Origin of the sequence: Streptomyces sp. CC53, assembly GCF_001865245.1 — a bacterium.
GTDB lineage: Bacteria > Actinomycetota > Actinomycetes > Streptomycetales > Streptomycetaceae > Streptomyces.
In genome coordinates this window covers 39742-57488 of the sequence record NZ_MKXB01000235.1, presented here as the reverse complement: position 1 = coordinate 57488, position 17747 = coordinate 39742, and the positions used below count along the sequence as shown (strand labels likewise).

Sequence of the window (17747 nt, the reverse complement as noted above, 5' to 3'; positions counted from 1 at the left end):
GCACCGCGACGAGGGGCGAGGCCGGTCCCGAGCCGGGCACGTCCCCTGCGCGCCGGGCTGCGTCGGAGTGCGGCGGGCCCTCCCGGCAAGCACGCGGTGGGCGGGTGCACGTGCAGGAATCGGATGCACGACGGGGGGAAGACCGCGGGCCGTGCGGGTGATCCGGGGGCGCGCCGGGGTGCGGGGCGGGAAGGGCTTGTGGTCCTGGGTGAGCGGCGGGTGACCAACGGGGGTGCCGATGACGGGCATGGCGTGGGCGCGCGGTCTGGCGTCGGTGCTGACGGTGAGTGCGCTGCTGGGGGCAGCCCCCGCAAGGGACTCGGCAGGCGGGCGGGTGGTCGCCGCGGGAGTGGTGTACCGCGTGGTGGACGTACCGTCGGGCCGGGGGACCGCCCGGGTGCACCTGCTGACGGTGGACCTGCGGGAACCGGGGGTCGCCGTGGGGCTGCTGCACGCGGGGGCGGTGGCGGCGCGGGAGCGGCTGTCGGTGATGGCGGGGCGGGCGGGAGCGGTGGCCGGTGTGAACGGTGACTTCTTCCACATGATGGAAGGCCAGCATCCGGGGGTCCCGGCGACCGGCGCGGCCGTGGGGCCGGTGGTGGCGGCCGGGCGGGCGGTGAAGGGAGCGGTCCCGCGGGGCCAGCGTTTCGGGCCGCGGCTGCCGCCCGGGGCGAGCGGCCGGCTGGTGCTGGGGGTGGACTGGGCGGGCCGCGCGGCGGTCCGGGAGCTGGAACTGCGCGGCGAGGTGCTGACACCGGGCGGCCGACTGCGGCTGGGCGGCCTCAACCAGTACGCGCTGCCGGTCGGTTCGGTCGGGGTGTTCACCTCGGAATGGGGGTCGGCGTCCCGGCTGCGGGCGGTGTGCGGCACGGACACCGTGCGGGGCGCGCCGTGCAGCGGGGAGACGTACGAGGTGATGGTGCGCGCGGGCCGGGTGGTGGCGACGGCCCGCGTCCCCGGCACGGGCCGGATCGGTCCCGCCACGCGTGTGCTGGTGGGGCGGGAGGCGGGTGCGCGGGCGCTGCGCCGCCTGGCGGTCGGCGACCGGGTGGGTGTGCGCTACCGGCTGGCCGTGCGGGAGGACCCCGGAGCCGCCGCACCGGCCGGGGCCGACGCTTCGCTGCGTGCGGACGCAACGGTCCGTACGGCCTCTGGGGGCGGGAGCGGCACGGACGGCAAGGGCCGCACGGGCGGTGGGGACGGCGCGGGGCTGCGGTTCGCCGTGGGTGGGTTCCGGGTGCTGCGGGGCGGCGAGCCGGTGCCGGGGTTGGACGCGGTGGCCCCGGCGGTACGGACCGCCGCGGGGGTGGCCGGGGCGGGTCACCGCCTGCTGCTGCTCGCCCTGGACAACGGTCCGGGGTTCCGCGGCGGCCTGACGCTCGTCGAGGCGGCCCGTCTGCTGCGCGGCCTGGGCGCCTCGGAGGGCGTCAACCTGGACGGCGGCGGTTCGTCGACCCTGGTGGCGCTGCCGGGGCGCGGCACGGGCGCGGTGAGCGTGCTCAACCACCCGACGGGTGGCGTGGAACGGCCGGTGCCGAACGGGATCGGGGTGTTCGTGCGCCGCTGATCGTCCGTCAGGGCTTCACGCTGCTGACGACGTCGGCGGTCGCGGACACCCCGTCGTAGATGGTCGGCGCGAGGCTCGTCCCGGCGAGGAAGAAGCCGAGCAGGGCGCAGACCAGCGCGTGCGAGACTTTCAGTCCACCACTGCGCAGGAAGATCACCGCCAGGATCAGCAGCAGCAGCACGACGGAGATGGATACGGCCACGGGTCACCCTCCTCGGCCAGCCGCCGCACCCGCCGGGGCGGGTGGAGCGGGTGTGTACGGCGTTCGGCGGCCAGTCTGGCGGAGTCGCGGCGCCGTCCGGGCGTACGGCATGTCGGCCGAACGGGTACGAATGGGTGTGCGCCCGTTACCCGGCGGCGTCGGGCAAGATCACTTCCGCCAGTCCTCGGTGCGGTCGCACCAGCGGTGCAGCAGGACGGAGTCGTGGCCGACCGCGAGGAGGCCGGCGCCGGTCTCCCGCCGGTAGTCCTCCACGACGCCGACGAGCGCGGCGGTGGTGGAGGCGTCGAGCATCGCCGTCATCTCGTCGCAGACCAGCCAGCGGGGCCGGAGCACCAGGGCCCGGGCGAGGCAGGCCCGTTGCAGCTGGCCGTCGCTGACCTCGTGCGGGCGGCGGGCCAGCAGGTCCGGGGTGAGGCCGACGCGGCGGGCGAGGGCGGGCACCGCGTCGGGCACGTCGGCGCGCCGTCCGGTGGCCCGCAGCGGCTCGGCCACCAGGCCGAACAGCGGCAGCCGCGGGTCGGCGGAGAGGCGCGGCTGCTGGAAGACGACGCCGATCGCGGTGCGGAGCCGCCGGGGGGCGCGGTGGCGCCAGCCCCCCACCCGCTCGCCGTCGACGGTGACGGAGCCCGCGTCGGGCCGGTGCAGCAGGGCGGCCACGCGGGCGAGGGTGGACTTGCCGCAGCCGCTGGGGCCGAGGAGCCCGACGGCCTCGCCGGGCGCGACGGTCAGGGAGACGTTCCGCAGGACGGGGGCCCGGCGGTCGTATCCGGCGGTGACGTCACGGAGTTCGAGCACGCTGTGCCTCCTGCGGGTGGTGGCAGGCCGCGCCGTCCGTGAAGCGGGGCACCGTGCCGGCGCACACGTCGGAGGCGTGGGCGCAGCGGGGTACGAAGGCGCAGCCGTCCGGGAGGGCGCCGAGCTCCGGCGGCATCCCGGGGATGGGGGTGAAGTCCCGTTCGGGGAGCGCGGCGAGCAGTCCGCGCGCGTACGGGTGGCGGGGGCCGGGTGGGCCGAAGAACCGGTCGGCGGCGGCGATCTCGACGATGCGGCCGGCGTACATGACGGCGACGCGGTCCGCGATGCGCCGGGCAGCCGCGAGGTCGTGGGTGATGAGCAGCAGGGCGCGGCCCGCGTCGGCGTGGCGGCGCAGTTCGTCGGCCGTGCGGTCCACGAGGTCCCGGTCGAGTCCCGTGGTGGGCTCGTCGGCGAGGAGGAGGGGTGCGTCGCCGACGAGGGCGAGGGCGGTGGCGGCGCGCTGGGCGAGGCCGCCGGACAGCTCGTGCGGGTAGCGGTCGAGGTGGTCGGCCGGGAAGGCGGCCCGTTCCGCCGCGGCGGCGACGGCGCCGTCGAGGGCCGCGCGCGGGGTGCCGGTCAGCTCGCGCAGGGATTCCGCGAGGTGGGCCCGGACGGTACGGACCGGGGTGAGGTGGGCGGCCGGGGACTGCGGGACCAGGCCGACCCGGCGCCCGCGCACGGTGCGGGCGAGGGTGCGCTCGTCGGCGGCGATCAGGTCGACGTGGCCGTCCGTGGCCGCTCCGGCAGCGGAGTGCGCCTCGCCGCGGGCGGCGGCAGCCGGTTCCGGCGCTTCGCCGGCGGCGGGGCTCTCGCGGCCGCCGGGGACGGCGGCCCGTTCCTCCGTGCCGCCGCCCGCGACCACGGCGGAGCCCTCCACCTCCGCGTTGGCGGGGAGCAGGCCGAGGAGGGCGGAGGCGAGCACCGACTTGCCGCAGCCGCTCTCGCCGACGAGGGCGAGGCACTCCCCGGCGGCCACGTCCAGGTGCACGTCGGTGACGGCGGCGACGGGCGGGCGGCCGCGCATCAGGAACCGCACGGTGAGGCCCCGTACGGACAGGATCGTGGTCACAGCGTCAGCTCCGAGCGGCGGCGCGGGTTGAGCCGGTCCCGCCACGCCGCGGCGAGCGCCGCGACGGCGAGGGTCGGCACGATGAGGAACAGGCCGGGGAAGAGGGTCGGCCACCAGTCCCCCGCGAGGAGGGACCCGCGCCCCGACTGCACGAGGGTGCCGAGGCTGGCCTGGTGGGTGGGCATGCCCAGGCCGAGGAACGACAGCGCGGACTCGTGCCACATGGCGTGCGGGATCATCACCACCGCCGCGATGCCCGCCTGCGGGGCGACCCCCGGCAGCAGGTGCCGGACCGTCACGCGCAGCCGGGAGGCGCCGCCCGAGATGGCGGCGTCGACGTACGGGCGGGCGCGCAGCGACAGCACCTCGGAGCGGACGATCCGGGCCGTGGACAGCCAGTGCGTCACCGCGACGGACGCGATGACGGGGCCCACGCCCGGCCGGAACAGGGCGACGACGACGATGCCGAGCAGCAGGTGCGGCACGGACGACACGGTGTCGACGAGGCGCATGAGGAGCCGGTCGGCCCAGCCGCCGAGCGCTCCCGCGGCCGCGCCGACCGCGGTGCCGACGACGGTGGCCGCGACCGCGGCCGCGACCCCGACGAGCAGGGAGACGCGCAGCCCGTACACGCAGCGCAGCAGCAGGTCGCGGCCCAGGTCGTCGGTGCCGAAGGGGTGCTGCCACGACGGCGGGAGGAGCTTCGCGGACAGGTCGACGGCCTGCTGGTCGAGCTGGACCAGCGGCGGCACGGCGAGGACCGCCAGCAGGGTGGCGGCGACGACGACCGCGGGCAGCACCGCGCGGGGCCGCCGCGCCGCCGCGGCGGCCCGGGGGCGGCGCGGGGCGGCGGCGCGCGCCGGCAGCGTGGGGCGCTCAGCCATCGAAGCCCGCCCTCGGGTCGGCGAGTCCGTACAGGAGGTCGGACAGGAGGTTGCCGAGCAGGACGGCGGCGGTGGCCAGCACGGTGAGCGCGGCGAGCAGGGAGAAGTCGGCGGCGAGCGCGGCCTGCACGGTGGCTGCGGCGATGCCGGGCCAGGAGAAGACGGTCTCGACGAGCAGGGCGCCGGTGATGAGTTCGGGCACGCGGGAGCCGATGAGGGTGAGGACGGGCAGCATTCCGGAGCGCAGGGCGTGGTGCAGCAGGACGGTTCGTGCCCGGAGGCCGCGGGCGCGGGCGCCGCGCACGTGGTCCTCGTCGAGCGCGTCGGCCACGCCCTGCCGCGCGTACAGCAGGAACCACGGCAGCTGGGACGCGGCGAGGACGCCGGCGGGCAGCACCAGGTGGCGGGCCACCTGGTCGGCGGTGACCGTGTCGCTGGCGGTGTCGGTGAGGCCGCCGGCCGGCAGGACGCCCCACTGGAGCGCGAACAGCCAGATGGCGAGCAGGCCCAGCCAGAACGCGGGCGCGGCCTCCAGGGCGTACGCGGCGGACGTAGCGCAGCGGTCGAACCAGCCGCCCCTGCGGTGGGCGGCCAGCACGCCGAGGGCGGTGCCGAGCAGCAGGGCGGCGGCGAACGCGGTGGCGGCGAGCAGCGCGGACCAGCCGAGACGTTCGGCGATGACGTCGGCGACGGGCTGCCGCATGGACGTCGAATCGCCCAGGTCGCCGGTCGCGGCGGAGCCGAGCCACTGCCACCAGCGGGCCGTGAACGGCTGGTCGACGCCGAGGTTGGCACGCAGCTGGTCCAGGTTTTCCTGGGAGGCGGTGAGCCCGGCGGCGCCGGAGTACGCGGCGACGGGGTCGAACGGGGAAGCGGCGGCCACGGCGAACACGCCGAAGGTGACGGCCAGCAGGACGGGGACGGCGAACAGCGCCCGCCGTCCCGCCAGCCGGGCCATCCCCGCCCAGGGCAGGCGGCGGGTGGTCACTTCTTCGGTGCGCCCTTCGGCGTCCAGTCCTCGACGTTCCACCACGGGCCGGAGGCGAGGCCGTGGTCGTGCGGCTCGACCAGGGTGGACGGCCCGTCCCAGCGGTCGGCGAGGACGTAGACGTGGTCGATGTGGGTGAGGAAGGTGTAGCCGGGGTTCTTCACCAGCTCGCGCTGGATCGTGTCGTACGCGGCCTTGCGTGCGGCGCGGTCGTCGGTGCGGCGGCCGGCCTCCAGGGCCTTGTCGACGGCCGGGTTGTCGTACGAGGCCATGTTGTTGAAGCCGTCGCCCGCGAGGGACGAGAGGAGCAGCGGGTACTGGTCGAAGTCGGGGTCGCCGGGGGCGCCTCCGCCGGCGAGGACCGCCTCGTGCTTCATGCGGGGCTCGATGACCTCCCAGGTGCCGGCCTGGACGGTGATGTCGATGCCCGCCTTCTTGGCGTCGGAGGCGTAGGCGAGGGCGTGGTCCTGGCGGAGCTTGTCGCCGGAGGGGTACCAGAGCGGGAAGGCGGCGCGGACGCCGTCCTTGACGCGGATGCCGTCCTTGCCGGGCTTCCAGCCGGCCTCGTCGAGGATGCGCCGTGCGGCGTCCGGGTCGTGGCGGCGCTCGGTGCCGCGCGTGAACCACTCGCTGTCGGTGGGCACCGGGCCGTACGCGGGCTTTCCGGCCCCGTCGAGGATCTTGTCCACCATGGCCTGGCGGTCGACGGCCACGTCCAGGGCGCGGCGGATCGCGAGGTCGCCGGTGACGTCGTGATGGGTGGGGAGGGTGACGGTCCGGTAGTCGTAGGTGCGGGCGGCGTGCGTCTTCATGCCCTTGTCGCCGGCGAACGTGCCGGCCAGCGCGGGCGGCAGGATCGCGCCGTCGAGGTCGCCGGCGCGCAGCCGGGTGGCGCGGACGTCGTCGTCCTTGACGATCGCCATGGTGAGCCGCTTCACCTCGGGCTCGCCGCCCCAGTAGCGGGGGTTGGCCTTGAAGGTGAGCTTCTCGCCCTTGGACCAGTCGGCGAGGACGTACGGGCCGGTGCCGACGGGCTTGGTGCCGAAGGTGCCCGAGTTGACGTCCTGCGCGCCGGCGACGGCGGCGGGGGCGATGGCGTGGACGGTCCGCTCGGCGAAGGGGGCGTAGGGGTACTTGAGGGTGAAGACGACGGTGTGGTCCCCTTCGGCCTTCACGTCCTTCAGCGCGTCGAGTTCGGTGCGGGCCGGGTTGTTGGTCTTCGGGTCGAGGATGGTGCGGTACGTGAAGACGACGTCCTTCGCGGTGAAGGGCGTGCCGTCGCTGAAGGTGACCCCGCGGCGCAGTGTGTAGGTGTAAGTGAGGCCGTCGGCGCTGACCTCGGGCAGGGCGGTGGCGAGGGCGGGGGTGAGGCGTCCGTCCGCGCCGTGGGCGAGGAGGCCGTCGAAGATCTTCGAGTTGCCCTCACGGCCGTAGCCGAGGAGGGGGCTGAGGCTTTCGGGTTCGTACGCGATGCCGACGGTCACCGCGTCCGCGGCGCCGTCCCCGCCGGCGCCCCCGGAGGAGCCGCCCGGCTTGGAGCAGGCCGCCGCGGTGCCGGCCAGGACGGTGGCCAGCGCCGCGGCGACCAGGCCGCGTATGGATCGGGCGGATCGGGCGTTCATGGTGCCGCACCCCTCGTGAAGATCAACAGTTGTTGCGAATTCTTCGCAATTAAACCGCACGTACAGGGGTGCGCGTCACGCTGCCCCTTACCGGCGCCCAGGGCAGCGGTCCGCGCTCGGCGGGGCCCGCCGGTGCGGGGCGACCACGGCGAACCGGCCCGGCCAACGGTGAACGGGCCCGCCGCCGTGTTCGGAGGCGCGCCGCCCGGCGCGGCCGCTGCACGCGGGCGAGCACGCCCGGGGACTGCGGCGGCCGGTCCGGCAACCAGGCGCCGAAGCCCCGTCCCGCCTGCGTGCCCGACGGCCCGGCGCTCCCGAGCCGGCGGACCGCCCTCATGCCGGAGCGCCCCGCCGCGAGGGCGGTCCGCGGGCGGGATGTTCCCGAAGGCGTCCGCTCAGCCTCCGGTGCCCCGCCCGACCGTCCTCACCGGCGCCGGACGGTGACGCCGCGGCGGGACCCGACGGCGGCGCTCAGGCCGGGAGGACGGCGAGGCGCCCGGTGGTGGTGCCGTCGGCGACGCGCCGCACGGCGTCGGACGCGTCCGCCAGGGGCAGCCGCTCACTGACGAGCGGCCTGATCAGGCCCTTCGCGGCGTACTCGGTGAGCGTCTCGTGGCACCGGGCGACGGCCGCCGGGTCGTGGCGCTGGTAGAGGCCCCAGTGGAGGCCGAGGATCGCGTAGTTCTTCACCAGGACGTGGTTGAGCGCGGGGGCCGGTATGTCGCCGCCGGCGAAGCCGACGACGACGATCCGGCCCTCGAAGGCCACGCACTTCGCCGACGCGGCGTACGCGGCTCCGCCGACGGGGTCGTACACGACGTCGGCGCCGCGCCCGCCCGTGGCGTCCTTGACGGCGGCCACGACGTCCTCGGCGTGCCGGTCCACGACGACGTCGCACCCCAGGTCGCGGGCCGTGGCGGCCTTGCCGGCGCCGCCGACCACGCCGACGACCTTCGCCCCGGCCGCCTTGCCGAGCTGGACGGCGGCGCTGCCCACTCCCCCGGCTGCGGCGTGCACGAGCAGCGTCTCGCCCGGCCGGAGCGCGGCACGCCGGTGCAGGCCGAACCAGCCGGTCTGGTAGCCGATGTGCAGGGCGGCCGCCTCGGCGTCGTCGAGGGCGTCGGGCGCGGGCAGCACGGCGGCCGCGTCGGCGACGGCGTACTCGGCGAGCGCGCCGTGCGGCAGGGCCGCGGTGGCGATGACCCGCCGTCCGTCCTCCGTGACACCGCACAGTTCCACGCCCGGCGTGAACGGCAGCGGGGGACGCACCTGGTAGTGCCCCCGGCACAGCAGCGCGTCGGGGAAGTTCACGTTGGCGGCCCGCACCTTGAGGAGGAGCTGTCCGGGGCCGGGGGTCGGCCGCTCCGTCTCCTCCAGGCGCATCACCTCGCCCGGCTCGCCGTTCCTGTGCACCCGCCATGCCCGCATGTCCGCCTCCGTGGTCGTCGTCCGCGCGGTACCCGCACCCGGGCATACTAAGCAGTCGCTTGCCTTGAGGGGAACGGCTCCGGCCTTCCGGTCGCCGGCTCCGCGCAGCGGGCCGGACGGGCCCGGCCCGGCGGGACACCGCCCGCCACCGGGAGCGGGCTTCAGCGGGTGAAGACCTCGAAGGTCACGGCGGGCACTCCGCCGAACCGCTCGGCCGCCGCCTCGGCGTGGCCGGCGAGGAAGTCCCGGCAGTACGCCTCCGGGTCCCGGTCGGTGAGCGCCTCCACGTACGTGCGGTGCTCCAGCAGCGACCGCACCGCGCGTTCCAGGCCCGGACGGGCGTCGACCGCGTGGGTGGGGCGGGGCGAGCCCGCCACGGCCACCCACCGGACCCCGTCCCACGGTTCGAGCCCCCGCTCGGCCAGCTCGGGGAAGATCCACCGGTTGCCCGCGTCCGCGGCGGCGTCGAGGGCCGCGCGGCCGACGGCCACGTGGTCGGGGGTGTTCCAGACCGTGCCGTCCCAGGTGTCCCGGTGGTTGACGGTGAGGAGAAGCTCGGGGCGGTGGCGGCGGATCGCTGCGGCGATGTCCCGCCGCAGCGGCACCCCGTACTCGACCACCCCGTCCCTGTGGTCGAGGAACTCCACGTCGGTCACGCCGACGACCGCGGCGCTCGCCCGCTGCTCCCGCTCCCGCAAGGGGGCGCAGACGTCGGGGGCGAGGCCGTCGATCCCGGCCTCCCCGCGGGTGACCAGGACGTAGGCGACCTCGCGGCCGGCGTCGGTCCAGGCGGCGACGGCGGCCGTGCAGCCGTACTCCAGGTCGTCGGGGTGCGCCACGACGGCGAGGGCCCGCCCCCAGTCGCCGGGCAGGGGGGCGAGCGGGCGGTGCTCCGGTGCGGTGTCGCGGTCGTCCATGGAGCGCAGGATACGGGCCGTCACACGCGCGGCCCGGCACCCGGCACGGCCCGGACGGCGGCCTGTCGCCGCGGTGGTCCCGCGGCCGGTCGCCATGACCTCGGAGGTCATGGCGCCGCCCCGCCGGCGCCGGTGAGAATGCCGGTGACGTCGCGTCAGCCCGACGCGGAGGCCGAACGGGAGTGATGAGTCGTGTCCGCACCAGTGCCCGCGTCCACCCGAGCCGTCGTGGAGGAGCTGCTGCGCCGCATCGGCGAGGGCGATCCCGAGCGCATCGCCGAGATGTACGCCGAGCAGGGTGACTGGAAGCTCGCCTGGCCGGAGGCCGAGCACGGCCGCGGCACGCTCCCGTGGATACGCCACCGGTCCACCCGCGCCGACGCCGCCGCGCACTTCCGCGAGCTCGCCGAGCACCATGTGCCCGGGCAGGCGGCCACCGCGGTCGAACGTGTCCTCGTCGACGGCCGGGACGCGGTCGTCCTCGGTGAGATCCGTCAGACGGCCCGCTCCACGGGGCGTGCCTACCGCGCCCGGTTCGCCCTGCATCTGACGGTGGAGGACGGCCTGGTCACCCGGCACCACGTCTACGAGGACAGCCTCGCCGTCGCCCGGGCGTTCGCCCCCGGGGAAGCCGGGTAGCACCGGCGGCGCGCGGCACACGCCCCGCCTGCCGCCCCCGGGGAGCTGCGGCCGTGCGGCGGCGGACGGGGGCGGCGGGACTCCGTACCGCGCGGCGGCGGCATACGCCCGGCCCGTACGGCGACCGCGGCCGTGCTTGGCCGTCGACCGTCCGGGCGTCTCTGCGCCGCTCCGCCGGCCGCTCCGCTCACCGTCCGCTCCGGCGGCGCTCCCGCCCCAGCGGGAAGCCGGGATGCGGGCCGTGCTCCCTGATGAGCACGGCCCGCATCGGCGGGGCAGCCCCGGGTGTCGTCCCCTCGCCGGTGGCTCCGCCGGCTCCTCCGTCCAACGGACCGCCGCGGCGCGTACGGTGTGTGCCCGTCACTTCCCCCGACCAAGGAGAGCGCTGGTACGGCCCGCTTCGGCCGCCTGCCACCCGACGACCCGCGGGCGTACCGCAGTTCCTCCGAGGAACCGGGGGACTTCGACGCCTTCTGGGCGAAGACCCTGGCGGAGACCCGCTCGCACCCGCTGGAGGCGCGGTTCGTCCGGGTCGAGGACTCAGGGCTCGCGACGCTGGACGTGTACGACGTCACCTTCGCCGGCTTCGGCGGCCACCCGGTCAAGGGCTGGTTCGTCATACCCGCGGGCGCGTCCGCCCCGCTGCCCCTGCTCGTGGAGTTCGTGGGGTACGGCGGCGGACGCGGCCTGCCGCACACGCACATGCTGTGGGCGTCGGCGGGCTACGCCCACTTCGTGATGGACACCCGCGGCCAGGGCGGCGCCTGGTCGGCCGGGGACACGCGCGACCCGGTGGGCAGCGCCTCCGCCGTGCCCGGATACATGACGCGGGGCGTCGAGGACCCCGGGGCGTACTACTACCGGAGGGTGTTCGCCGACGCGGTGCGGGCCGTGGAGGCCGCACGCGCGCACCCGTCGGCCGACGCCGCCCGCACCGCCGTCCACGGGAAGAGCCAGGGCGGCGGCATCGCGCTGGCCGTGGCGGGGCTCGTTACCGGATCTGTCGGCCGTGCTCCCGGACGTGCCGTTCCTGTGCGGCTTCCCTCGGGCGACGACGGTCACGGACCGGATGCCGTACCGCGAGATCGGGGACTACCTGAAGACGCACCGCGGCAAGGTCGAACGGGTCGTGCGGACGCTGGCCTGCTTCGACGGCGTCCACTTCGCGGCCCGGGCCACCGCACCGGCGCTGTTCTCCACCGCGCTGGAGGACCTGACGTGCCCGCCGTCGACCGTCTTCGCCGCGTTCAACGCGTACGCGCACGCGGAGAAGCGGATCGAGGTGTACGACTTCAACGACCACGAGGGCGGCGAGCAGCACCAGCAGGCGGTCCAACTGCGCTGGCCGCCCGCCCGGCTGAGCGGCTGACGGGCCCGGCGGCTGGCGCGCGCGGGAGGTTTCCGCGACACCGTCGGGCAGGCTCTTCGGCACGCCGGCGGCGGCCCCGGGCGCCTGCACCGCTCGGGCCGGCGGTCTCCGCTGCCGACCGGGCAGACCGGGAGCGGCCGTCGGCAGGGTCGGGACTCGGGGGGTGCCTGCGACGTGCAGGACCGGTGACCGGCCCGACGCCGCCCGCCGTGCCGGCTCCCCTGACCCTTCCGGCAGGGCAGGCCCATCCAGCTCCGACGGCCACGCGCGGAGGTGCCCTCACCTCGCCGGAGGCACCGCCTCGCCCCGGATCATCCAGCGGGGGACGGCGTAGCGGCGGACGCGCTGCCAGGCGGCCGCCTCGTCGCGCGGCAGGGGGCTCACCGGTAGACGCTCCCGATCGCGCGCAGGTCGGGGTGCGCGGGCCGGACGGCGGGGCGCAGGCGCTGGTGGAACGAGCGCTTGACCCGGCGGGGCAGCCCGGGGCCGAGGCCGACGTACTCCAGGGGCGAGCCGTCGGGTACGGCCGCGAGGAGGGTCTTCGCGCCGCGTCCGGTCAGCCCGGTGTGGCGGAGTTCGAGGCTGCGCAGGGGGCTGCCGGGCAGGGCGGCGGCCAGGGCGGCCGCGCCCGCGTCGCCGGTGGTGTTGCCGGGTGCGCCGAGGCTGCGTTCGGAGCGGGGCCGGCCGAGGTCGAGGGTGTCGATGGCGCCGAGGGCGTCGGCGAGCGCGGCGGCTCCCGCGGGTCCGATGCCGTTGCCGCCGAGGCCGAGGCGTACGGGCCGGTGGGGGTCGGCGGCAGCGGCGAGGGCGGCGGCGCCGTCGTCCCCGAGGTGGTTGGCGGACAGGTACAGCTCGCGCACGCCGGTCCGCAGCAGTGCGGCGAGGAGCGGCGCGGCGGCGGCAGTGAGGCCGTTGCCGCCGAGGAAGAGCCGCTCGACGGGCTCGGGGCGGTCGGTGAGGGCGTCGGTGAGGGCGTGCAGGCCGTCGGTGGTCAGGCCGGTGTTGACGAGGTCCAGGGTGCGGAGCGCGGTGTTGCGGCGCAGCATCGCGGCGAGGGTGCGGGCACCGGCGTCACCGAGGGGGTTGCGCTTGAGCCACAGTGCGCGGACGGTGCCGTCGGTGGCGAGGGGGCCGGCGAGGGCGGCGGCGCCTTCGGGGCCGATGCGGTTGCAGCCCAGGTAGAGGGTGTGCAGGCCGTGGCGGCCGGCGGTGAGGGTCCGCGCCAGGGTGCGGGCGCCGTCGTCGCCGATGGCGTTGGTGCCGAGGAGGACGTGGACGGCGTGCGGGGAGGCCGCGGCGGCGGGCAGCAGCCGGGCCGCACCGGCGGCGCCGAGACCCTGCTTGCACAGGTCGACGCGGCCGTCGGTGCGCAGTGTGCCGACGGGGTGGGTCTCGTCGGCGGTGACGGGGCGGGGGTCCGCCAGCCGGTCGAGGAGGGGGGTGAGGGCGTCCGGGTCGGCGGACGGGACGTCCGGGTGGCGGATCGCCGGGCAGCGTACGGGCGTGCCGAGGGGCTCGTGCACGGGTACGGGCTCCGTGGCCTGCGTCATCACCACTCCCCCGGTGTCGCGCTGACGGTGCGTCGGATGCGAAGGCGGCAAGGCCGGCCGGATTCGAACCGACGTCCTCCAGCTTGCAGCTCGGGCGCGACGACCTCTGCGCTACGGCCTTGCCGCGGGCGATCATAGCGCGCGACGACCCGGAGTCGATCACCAGTTCGCCCGTTCCGGGTGACCGGCTCCGGGTCGGCTGACGGCCCGTCAGCCCACGGTGGGCGGCACTTGCGTCACGGAGACGGCGTTGACCCGCAGGGCGAAGAAGGCGGTGTCGTCGACGGTCAGGGCGCGGGTGCGCGCGCCGTCGAGTCCGACCGTGGCGTCGAGGCGGAGGGCGACGGCGTGGACGGCGTCGCCGGTCTCCTCGTCCTGGAGGACGAACAGCAGGTGGTAGGAGTAGCCGGTGCGTTCCGCGGTCTCCTCGTGGAAGGACAGGTGGGTGCCCTCCTGGCTGCCGAGGCCGACGAACGCACCCGTGAGGGCGGCCTCGACGCGTTCCCAGAAGCGGGGGTTGGCGAACGGCTCGGCCAGGGCCTGGCGTACCGCTTCCTTGAGGGACACCACCATGACGCCGACGGGGGCGGTCTCCTGGAGGCCCCAGCCGCGCACGATCCGGGTGGTACGGGCGTGCGGGACGGCGGCGGCGGCCCGGCTGAGGCCGCCGGAGTCGAAGTCCACGGCCGCGGGGGCGATGGCGTGCTGGAACCGGGCCGCGATGTCACGGGCCCGCTGCTCGTGGGTCGGGTCCACTTCGAGGACGGTCGCGAAGGTGGTCTTCCCGTCCGCCCGGGCGGGGGTCCGTCCGGCGGTGGCCTGCTCGGCCATGTGGCTGCTCCTCGGGGCTGGAAGGGGTCGCGCCGCGCCGCGCGCCAGTATGCACCCGGCGGGGCCTGCCCCGGCCGCAGGGTGCGCCTACCGTGGAGGCATGCGCGGGGACGCGGTGACGTTGTTCCTCTGCGGTGACGTGATGCTCGGCCGCGGGGTCGACCAGGTGCTGCCGCACCCGGGCGACCCGCGCCTGTGGGAGGAGTACGTCCGGGACGCCCGCGCGTACGTGTCCCTGGCGGAGGCGGCGAACGGCCCGGTGCCGCGGCCGGTGGACCCGTCGTGGCCGTGGGGGGAGGCCCTGCGGCTGCTGGACGAGGCGGCGCCCGACGTCCGGGTGGTGAACCTGGAGACGAGTGTGACGCGGTCCGCGGACGCCGCGCCGGACAAGGCGGTGCTGTACCGGATGGCGCCGGCGAACCTGCCGGCGCTGGCGGTCGCGCGGCCCGACGTGTGCGTGCTGGCCAACAACCACGTGCTGGACTTCGGCCGCGCCGGCCTGCGGGAGACTCTCGGCTCGCTGGCGGACGCGGGCCTGCGCTCGGCGGGGGCGGGGCGCGACGCGGAAGCGGCGTGGCGGCCGGCCGTGGTGCCCGCGGGCCGCGGCGGGGGCAGGGTGCTGGTGTGGGGGTGCGCCATGCCGTCCAGCGGCGTCCCGCCCGACTGGGCGGCCGGCGCCGGCCGGTCGGGGGTGGCGTACGTCCCGGTGGCCTCGCGGGCCGCGGCCGAGGAGGTGGTGCGGCTGGTGCGGGCGGTGAAGCGGCCCGGGGACGTGGCGGTGGTGTCGGTGCACTGGGGGTCCAACTGGGGGTACGGGGTGCCGCCGGGGCAGGTGGAGTTCGCGCACACCCTGGTGGACGGCGGGGTGGACGTGGTCCACGGCCACTCGTCGCACCACCCGCGGCCGCTGGAGCTGTACCGGGGCAGGCCGGTGCTGTACGGCTGTGGGGACCTGATCGACGACTACGAGGGGATCCGTGGCCACGAGGAGTACCGGGACGAGCTGCGGCTGCTGTACCTCGCGCGGCTGGTGCCGGGGGGCGGGGCGCCGGCGGAGCTGCGGATGGCCCCGGTGCGGGCACGACGGCTGCGCCTGGAGGAGGCGGCGTCAGAGGAGCGCGCCTGGCTGCGGTCGGTGCTGGACCGGGTGAGCCGGGGCTTCGGGGTGCGCGTGGGGCAGGAGCCGGACGTGCTCGGCGGGCTGCTGTACGCGGAGCCGGCCACGGGCTGACGGAGGACGGGGCCGGGAGCCGACGGTTCGGGTGGCCGGTCGGCCACGAGGGAGCGGCGGGAGCGGGCAGCCGACCGGCGCGGGACGGGCGGCGGGGGGAGGCGGCGGCCGGGGGGCAGGTGGCGGGCCGTGGTGCGCGGGCGGCTCGCAGCCCGGGGGCGGGGAGGCGGCAGGAGGGACGCGGGGCTACCGTGCCGCGAGGACGCCCAGCAGCCGGGCCACCTCGGCGGCCACCGCCTCCCGCGCCGCGCCGAGGTAGCGGCGCGGGTCGACGACGCCGGGCGATTCCTCCAGGCGGTCGCGCACGGTACGGGTGAAGAGGGTGTTGAGGCGCGTCGAGATGTTCACCTTGGTCATCCCGGCCGCGACGGCCTTGACGAGGTCGGCGTCGCAGACCCCGGACGAGCCGTGCAGCACCAGGGGTATGTCGAGCGAGTCCCGCAGCCGGGTGACGAGGCCGAAGTCGAGGACGGCGTCGCGGGTGGGCATCGCGTGGGAGTTGCCCACGGCGACGGCCAGGGCGTCGACGGCGGTCGCCTCGGCGAACGCGCGGGCCTCGTCGGGATCGGTGCGCGTGCCGGGCGCGTGCGCACCGTCCTTGCCTCCGACCTCGCCCAGTTCGGCCTCGACCCACACTCCGGCCCGGTGGCAGTACGCGGTGACGGCCCGGGTCGCCGCCACGTTCTCCTCGTACGGGAGCCGGGAGGCGTCGAACATGACGGAGGTGAAGCCGAGTTCGACGGCTTCCCGGACGAGCGGGCGGGTCTCGGCGTGGTCGAGGTGCACCGCCACCGGCACCGAGGCCGCGCGGGCGAGGGCGAGGGCGGCGAGCCCGATCGGGACGAGCGACCCGTGGTAGCGCGCGGTGTTCTCGCTGATCTGGAGGACGACGGGCAGCGCGGCGTGTTCCGCTCCGGCGACGATCGCCTCGGCGTGCTCCATCTGCACGACGTTGAACGCCCCGACGCCGCGCCCCTCGGCGCGCGCGGGGCCGACGATGTCGCCGGTGGAGGTCAGGGGCATGGGGGGCCTCCCTACACGGTGGCGGGCCCGAAGGCCGCGGGGCGGTCGGCGGGGCGGGTACGCGTCAGGGAGGAACCGCCTCGCGCACCACTCGGATGAGCGAAGATGCGTGTTTCTCACCCCTCTCACGCGTTCTGCGTCATCCGAGGTGAGTGCAGTATCGAGCGCACGGGCGTCGGCGTCCATAAGGCGATCGCCCGGGACTCCGGCGGTGCGGGCGCGCTCCTCGCGCCGGACGGCCGCGGGCCGCCGGCGTTACGATCAAGGCCGCGCGGACCCGGCGGGGTGCCGGTCGGTCGCCCCGGCTGCCACGGCCCCGCCGTGCGCGACCGCAGAAGTCAGGCACGGAGGGGGCGCGATGTCCAAGCAGGAGCGGTGGAGCAGGCTGCTGGAGCTGCTCGCGGCCGACGGCAGGCTGGCCGTCGAGGACGCGGCCGCCTCGGTGGCGGTCTCGCCGGCGACCATCCGGCGCGACCTGGACGAACTCGCCGAGCAGAAGCTGCTGGTCCGCACGCGCGGAGGGGCGATCGCGCACGGCGTGTCGTACGAGCTTCCGCTGCGCTACAAGTCCTCCCGCCACGTCTCCGAGAAGCAGCGCATCGCCGGCGCCGTGGCGGACCTCCTGGGCGTGGGTGACGTGGTCGGTCTCAACGGCGGCACCACCACCACCGAGGTGGCACGGGCCCTGGTCCTCCGGGCGGGCGGCGCGGTGGAGCGTGGCGAGGCATCCTCCGGCCCGAGGTGCACGGTCGTCACGAACGCGCTGAACATCGCGAGCGAGCTTGCGGTGCGCCCGCAGTTCAAGATCGTGTTGACCGGGGGTGTGGCGCGCCCGCAGACGTACGAGCTGGTGGGTCCGTTGTGCGAAGGCGTCCTCAGCCAGGTGGTGCTCGACGTCGCCGTGCTCGGGGTGGACGGCATCGATCCGGAGATCGGCGTGATGACGCACCACGAGGACGAGGCGGCCGTCAGCAGACTCCTCGCGGAGCGCGCCCGCAAGGTGGTCCTCGCGACGGACTCGTCGAAGATGGGCAGGCGCGCGTTCGCGAGGATCTGCGGTCTCGACCGGGTCGACACCCTCGTCACCGACTCCGGCCTCGCTCCCGACGTGGCGGAGCTCCTCACCGAGGCGGGCATCGAGGTCATCAGCGTCTGATCCCGCCGAGGGTGGCGCCGGCGACCGGCGGCTCTCCTCGGCGCGCGGACGCGCCGCCGGCGGGCGTCGCCCCCTCCACCGGCGCGGTGGCGGACCGCGGGCGCTCTCCTTCGGCGCGGCGGGCGGCGCGGCGGTCCTTCCGGTCGCGGGAACGCCCGAGGCGGCCGGTCCGGCCATCGCCCTGGGTGCCCGCCGCTGCGGCACCCGCTCTCGAACGACGCCCCCTCGCCAGAGGAGTCACGCGCTCGCGGCGCCGGTCCGCAGCAGGAGGCGGCAGGCCGCGCCCGCGGGGGCGGGACCGCGCGGCGGGGGGCGACCGCCGGCCGCCCTACCCGCCGAGTCCCCGCGCCGTCCGCGCACCACGGTCCGTCAGACGGCCGGGCACCGGCACGGCGGGGTGCCGTGCCGGTGGGAGGTCAAGGGCGGGGCCCGGGGCGCGCGGGTCTGCTGCGTGG

15 protein-coding genes, 1 tRNA gene and 1 pseudogene are annotated in these 17747 nt (G+C 76.4%); 5 read left to right on the top strand and 12 right to left on the bottom strand.

All coding sequences use genetic code 11. From position 1 onward, the window contains the following. Positions 1-238 precede the first annotated feature (238 nt). Entirely contained in the window at positions 239-1567 is a 1329-nt protein-coding gene (locus BJP40_RS30645) for a phosphodiester glycosidase family protein (protein ID WP_256220841.1), read from the top strand. Between the two features lie 7 nt (positions 1568-1574). Here BJP40_RS30645 and BJP40_RS30640 read toward each other — a convergent pair whose 3' ends face one another. The 8 genes from BJP40_RS30640 to BJP40_RS30605 form a co-directional block, all read right to left on the bottom strand. Beyond that, positions 1575-1769, bottom strand: coding sequence for a hypothetical protein (locus BJP40_RS30640; RefSeq protein ID WP_071284120.1), 195 nt, complete (start codon positions 1767-1769; stop codon positions 1575-1577). A 168-nt stretch (positions 1770-1937) separates the two neighbouring features. Then, positions 1938-2585 (bottom strand): ABC transporter ATP-binding protein, encoded by a 648-nt coding sequence (locus tag BJP40_RS30635; RefSeq protein ID WP_071284117.1) that lies wholly within the window; start codon positions 2583-2585, stop codon positions 1938-1940. Next, positions 2569-3609, bottom strand: a complete 1041-nt coding sequence (locus tag BJP40_RS30630) for an ABC transporter ATP-binding protein (RefSeq protein WP_071284188.1) — start codon at positions 3607-3609, stop codon at positions 2569-2571. Before BJP40_RS30630 ends, BJP40_RS30635 begins: the two co-directional genes overlap by 17 nt. 41 nt (positions 3610-3650) lie before the next feature. Further along, positions 3651-4538, bottom strand: a complete 888-nt coding sequence (locus BJP40_RS30625) for an ABC transporter permease (protein ID WP_071284115.1) — start codon at positions 4536-4538, stop codon at positions 3651-3653. Beyond that, positions 4531-5496 carry an ABC transporter permease gene (locus tag BJP40_RS30620; RefSeq protein ID WP_071284185.1) on the bottom strand — a complete coding sequence of 322 codons (966 nt, stop codon included), beginning with the start codon at positions 5494-5496 and terminating at the stop codon, positions 4531-4533. Before BJP40_RS30620 ends, BJP40_RS30625 begins: the two co-directional genes overlap by 8 nt. A 26-nt stretch (positions 5497-5522) precedes the next feature. Continuing rightward, positions 5523-7148 (bottom strand): ABC transporter substrate-binding protein, encoded by a 1626-nt coding sequence (locus BJP40_RS30615; RefSeq protein ID WP_071284112.1) that lies wholly within the window; start codon positions 7146-7148, stop codon positions 5523-5525. Positions 7149-7619: 471 nt separating this feature from the next. Beyond that, positions 7620-8576 (bottom strand): NADPH:quinone oxidoreductase family protein, encoded by a 957-nt coding sequence (locus BJP40_RS30610; protein WP_071284109.1) that lies wholly within the window; start codon positions 8574-8576, stop codon positions 7620-7622. A 161-nt stretch (positions 8577-8737) separates the two neighbouring features. Continuing rightward, positions 8738-9493 carry a PIG-L deacetylase family protein gene (locus BJP40_RS30605; RefSeq protein ID WP_071284182.1) on the bottom strand — a complete coding sequence of 252 codons (756 nt, stop codon included), beginning with the start codon at positions 9491-9493 and terminating at the stop codon, positions 8738-8740. 204 nt (positions 9494-9697) lie between these two features. On the opposite strand from BJP40_RS30605, the gene BJP40_RS30600 reads away from it, so the two are divergent. Together BJP40_RS30600 and BJP40_RS30595 are read left to right on the top strand one after the other, a co-directional pair. Beyond that, a complete protein-coding gene (locus tag BJP40_RS30600; RefSeq protein WP_218153245.1) occupies positions 9698-10132 on the top strand; it encodes a nuclear transport factor 2 family protein in 435 nt (144 codons plus the stop codon). 408 nt (positions 10133-10540) lie between these two features. Beyond that, a pseudogene (locus tag BJP40_RS30595) lies at positions 10541-11501 on the top strand (acetylxylan esterase). Between the two features lie 380 nt (positions 11502-11881). On the opposite strand, the gene BJP40_RS30590 reads toward BJP40_RS30595, so the two are convergent. The 3 genes from BJP40_RS30590 to BJP40_RS30580 all read right to left on the bottom strand — a co-directional run bounded on the left by BJP40_RS30590 (position 11882) and on the right by BJP40_RS30580 (position 13882). After that, entirely contained in the window at positions 11882-13051 is a 1170-nt protein-coding gene (locus tag BJP40_RS30590; RefSeq protein WP_371258721.1) for a gala protein, read from the bottom strand. A 48-nt stretch (positions 13052-13099) separates the two neighbouring features. Next, a tRNA-Cys gene (locus tag BJP40_RS30585) sits at positions 13100-13172 on the bottom strand. An 89-nt stretch (positions 13173-13261) separates the two neighbouring features. Further along, positions 13262-13882: a Type-2Aa cytolytic delta-endotoxin gene (locus tag BJP40_RS30580; RefSeq protein WP_071284103.1), complete on the bottom strand. Its 621-nt coding sequence runs from the start codon at positions 13880-13882 to the stop codon at positions 13262-13264. 100 nt (positions 13883-13982) lie between these two features. Here BJP40_RS30580 and BJP40_RS30575 point away from each other — a divergent pair, with 100 nt between their 5' ends. After that, entirely contained in the window at positions 13983-15113 is a 1131-nt protein-coding gene (locus tag BJP40_RS30575) for a CapA family protein (RefSeq protein ID WP_071284100.1), read from the top strand. A gap of 186 nt (positions 15114-15299) precedes the next feature. Here BJP40_RS30575 and BJP40_RS30570 read toward each other — a convergent pair whose 3' ends face one another. Further along, positions 15300-16136, bottom strand: a complete 837-nt coding sequence (locus BJP40_RS30570) for a class II fructose-bisphosphate aldolase (protein ID WP_071284097.1) — start codon at positions 16134-16136, stop codon at positions 15300-15302. Between the two features lie 358 nt (positions 16137-16494). On the opposite strand from BJP40_RS30570, the gene BJP40_RS30565 reads away from it, so the two are divergent. After that, the gene (locus BJP40_RS30565; protein WP_071284094.1) at positions 16495-17292 is read left to right on the top strand and encodes a DeoR/GlpR family DNA-binding transcription regulator; all 798 of its coding nucleotides are present in this window, start codon (positions 16495-16497) and stop codon (positions 17290-17292) included. Positions 17293-17747: the final 455 nt, after the last annotated feature.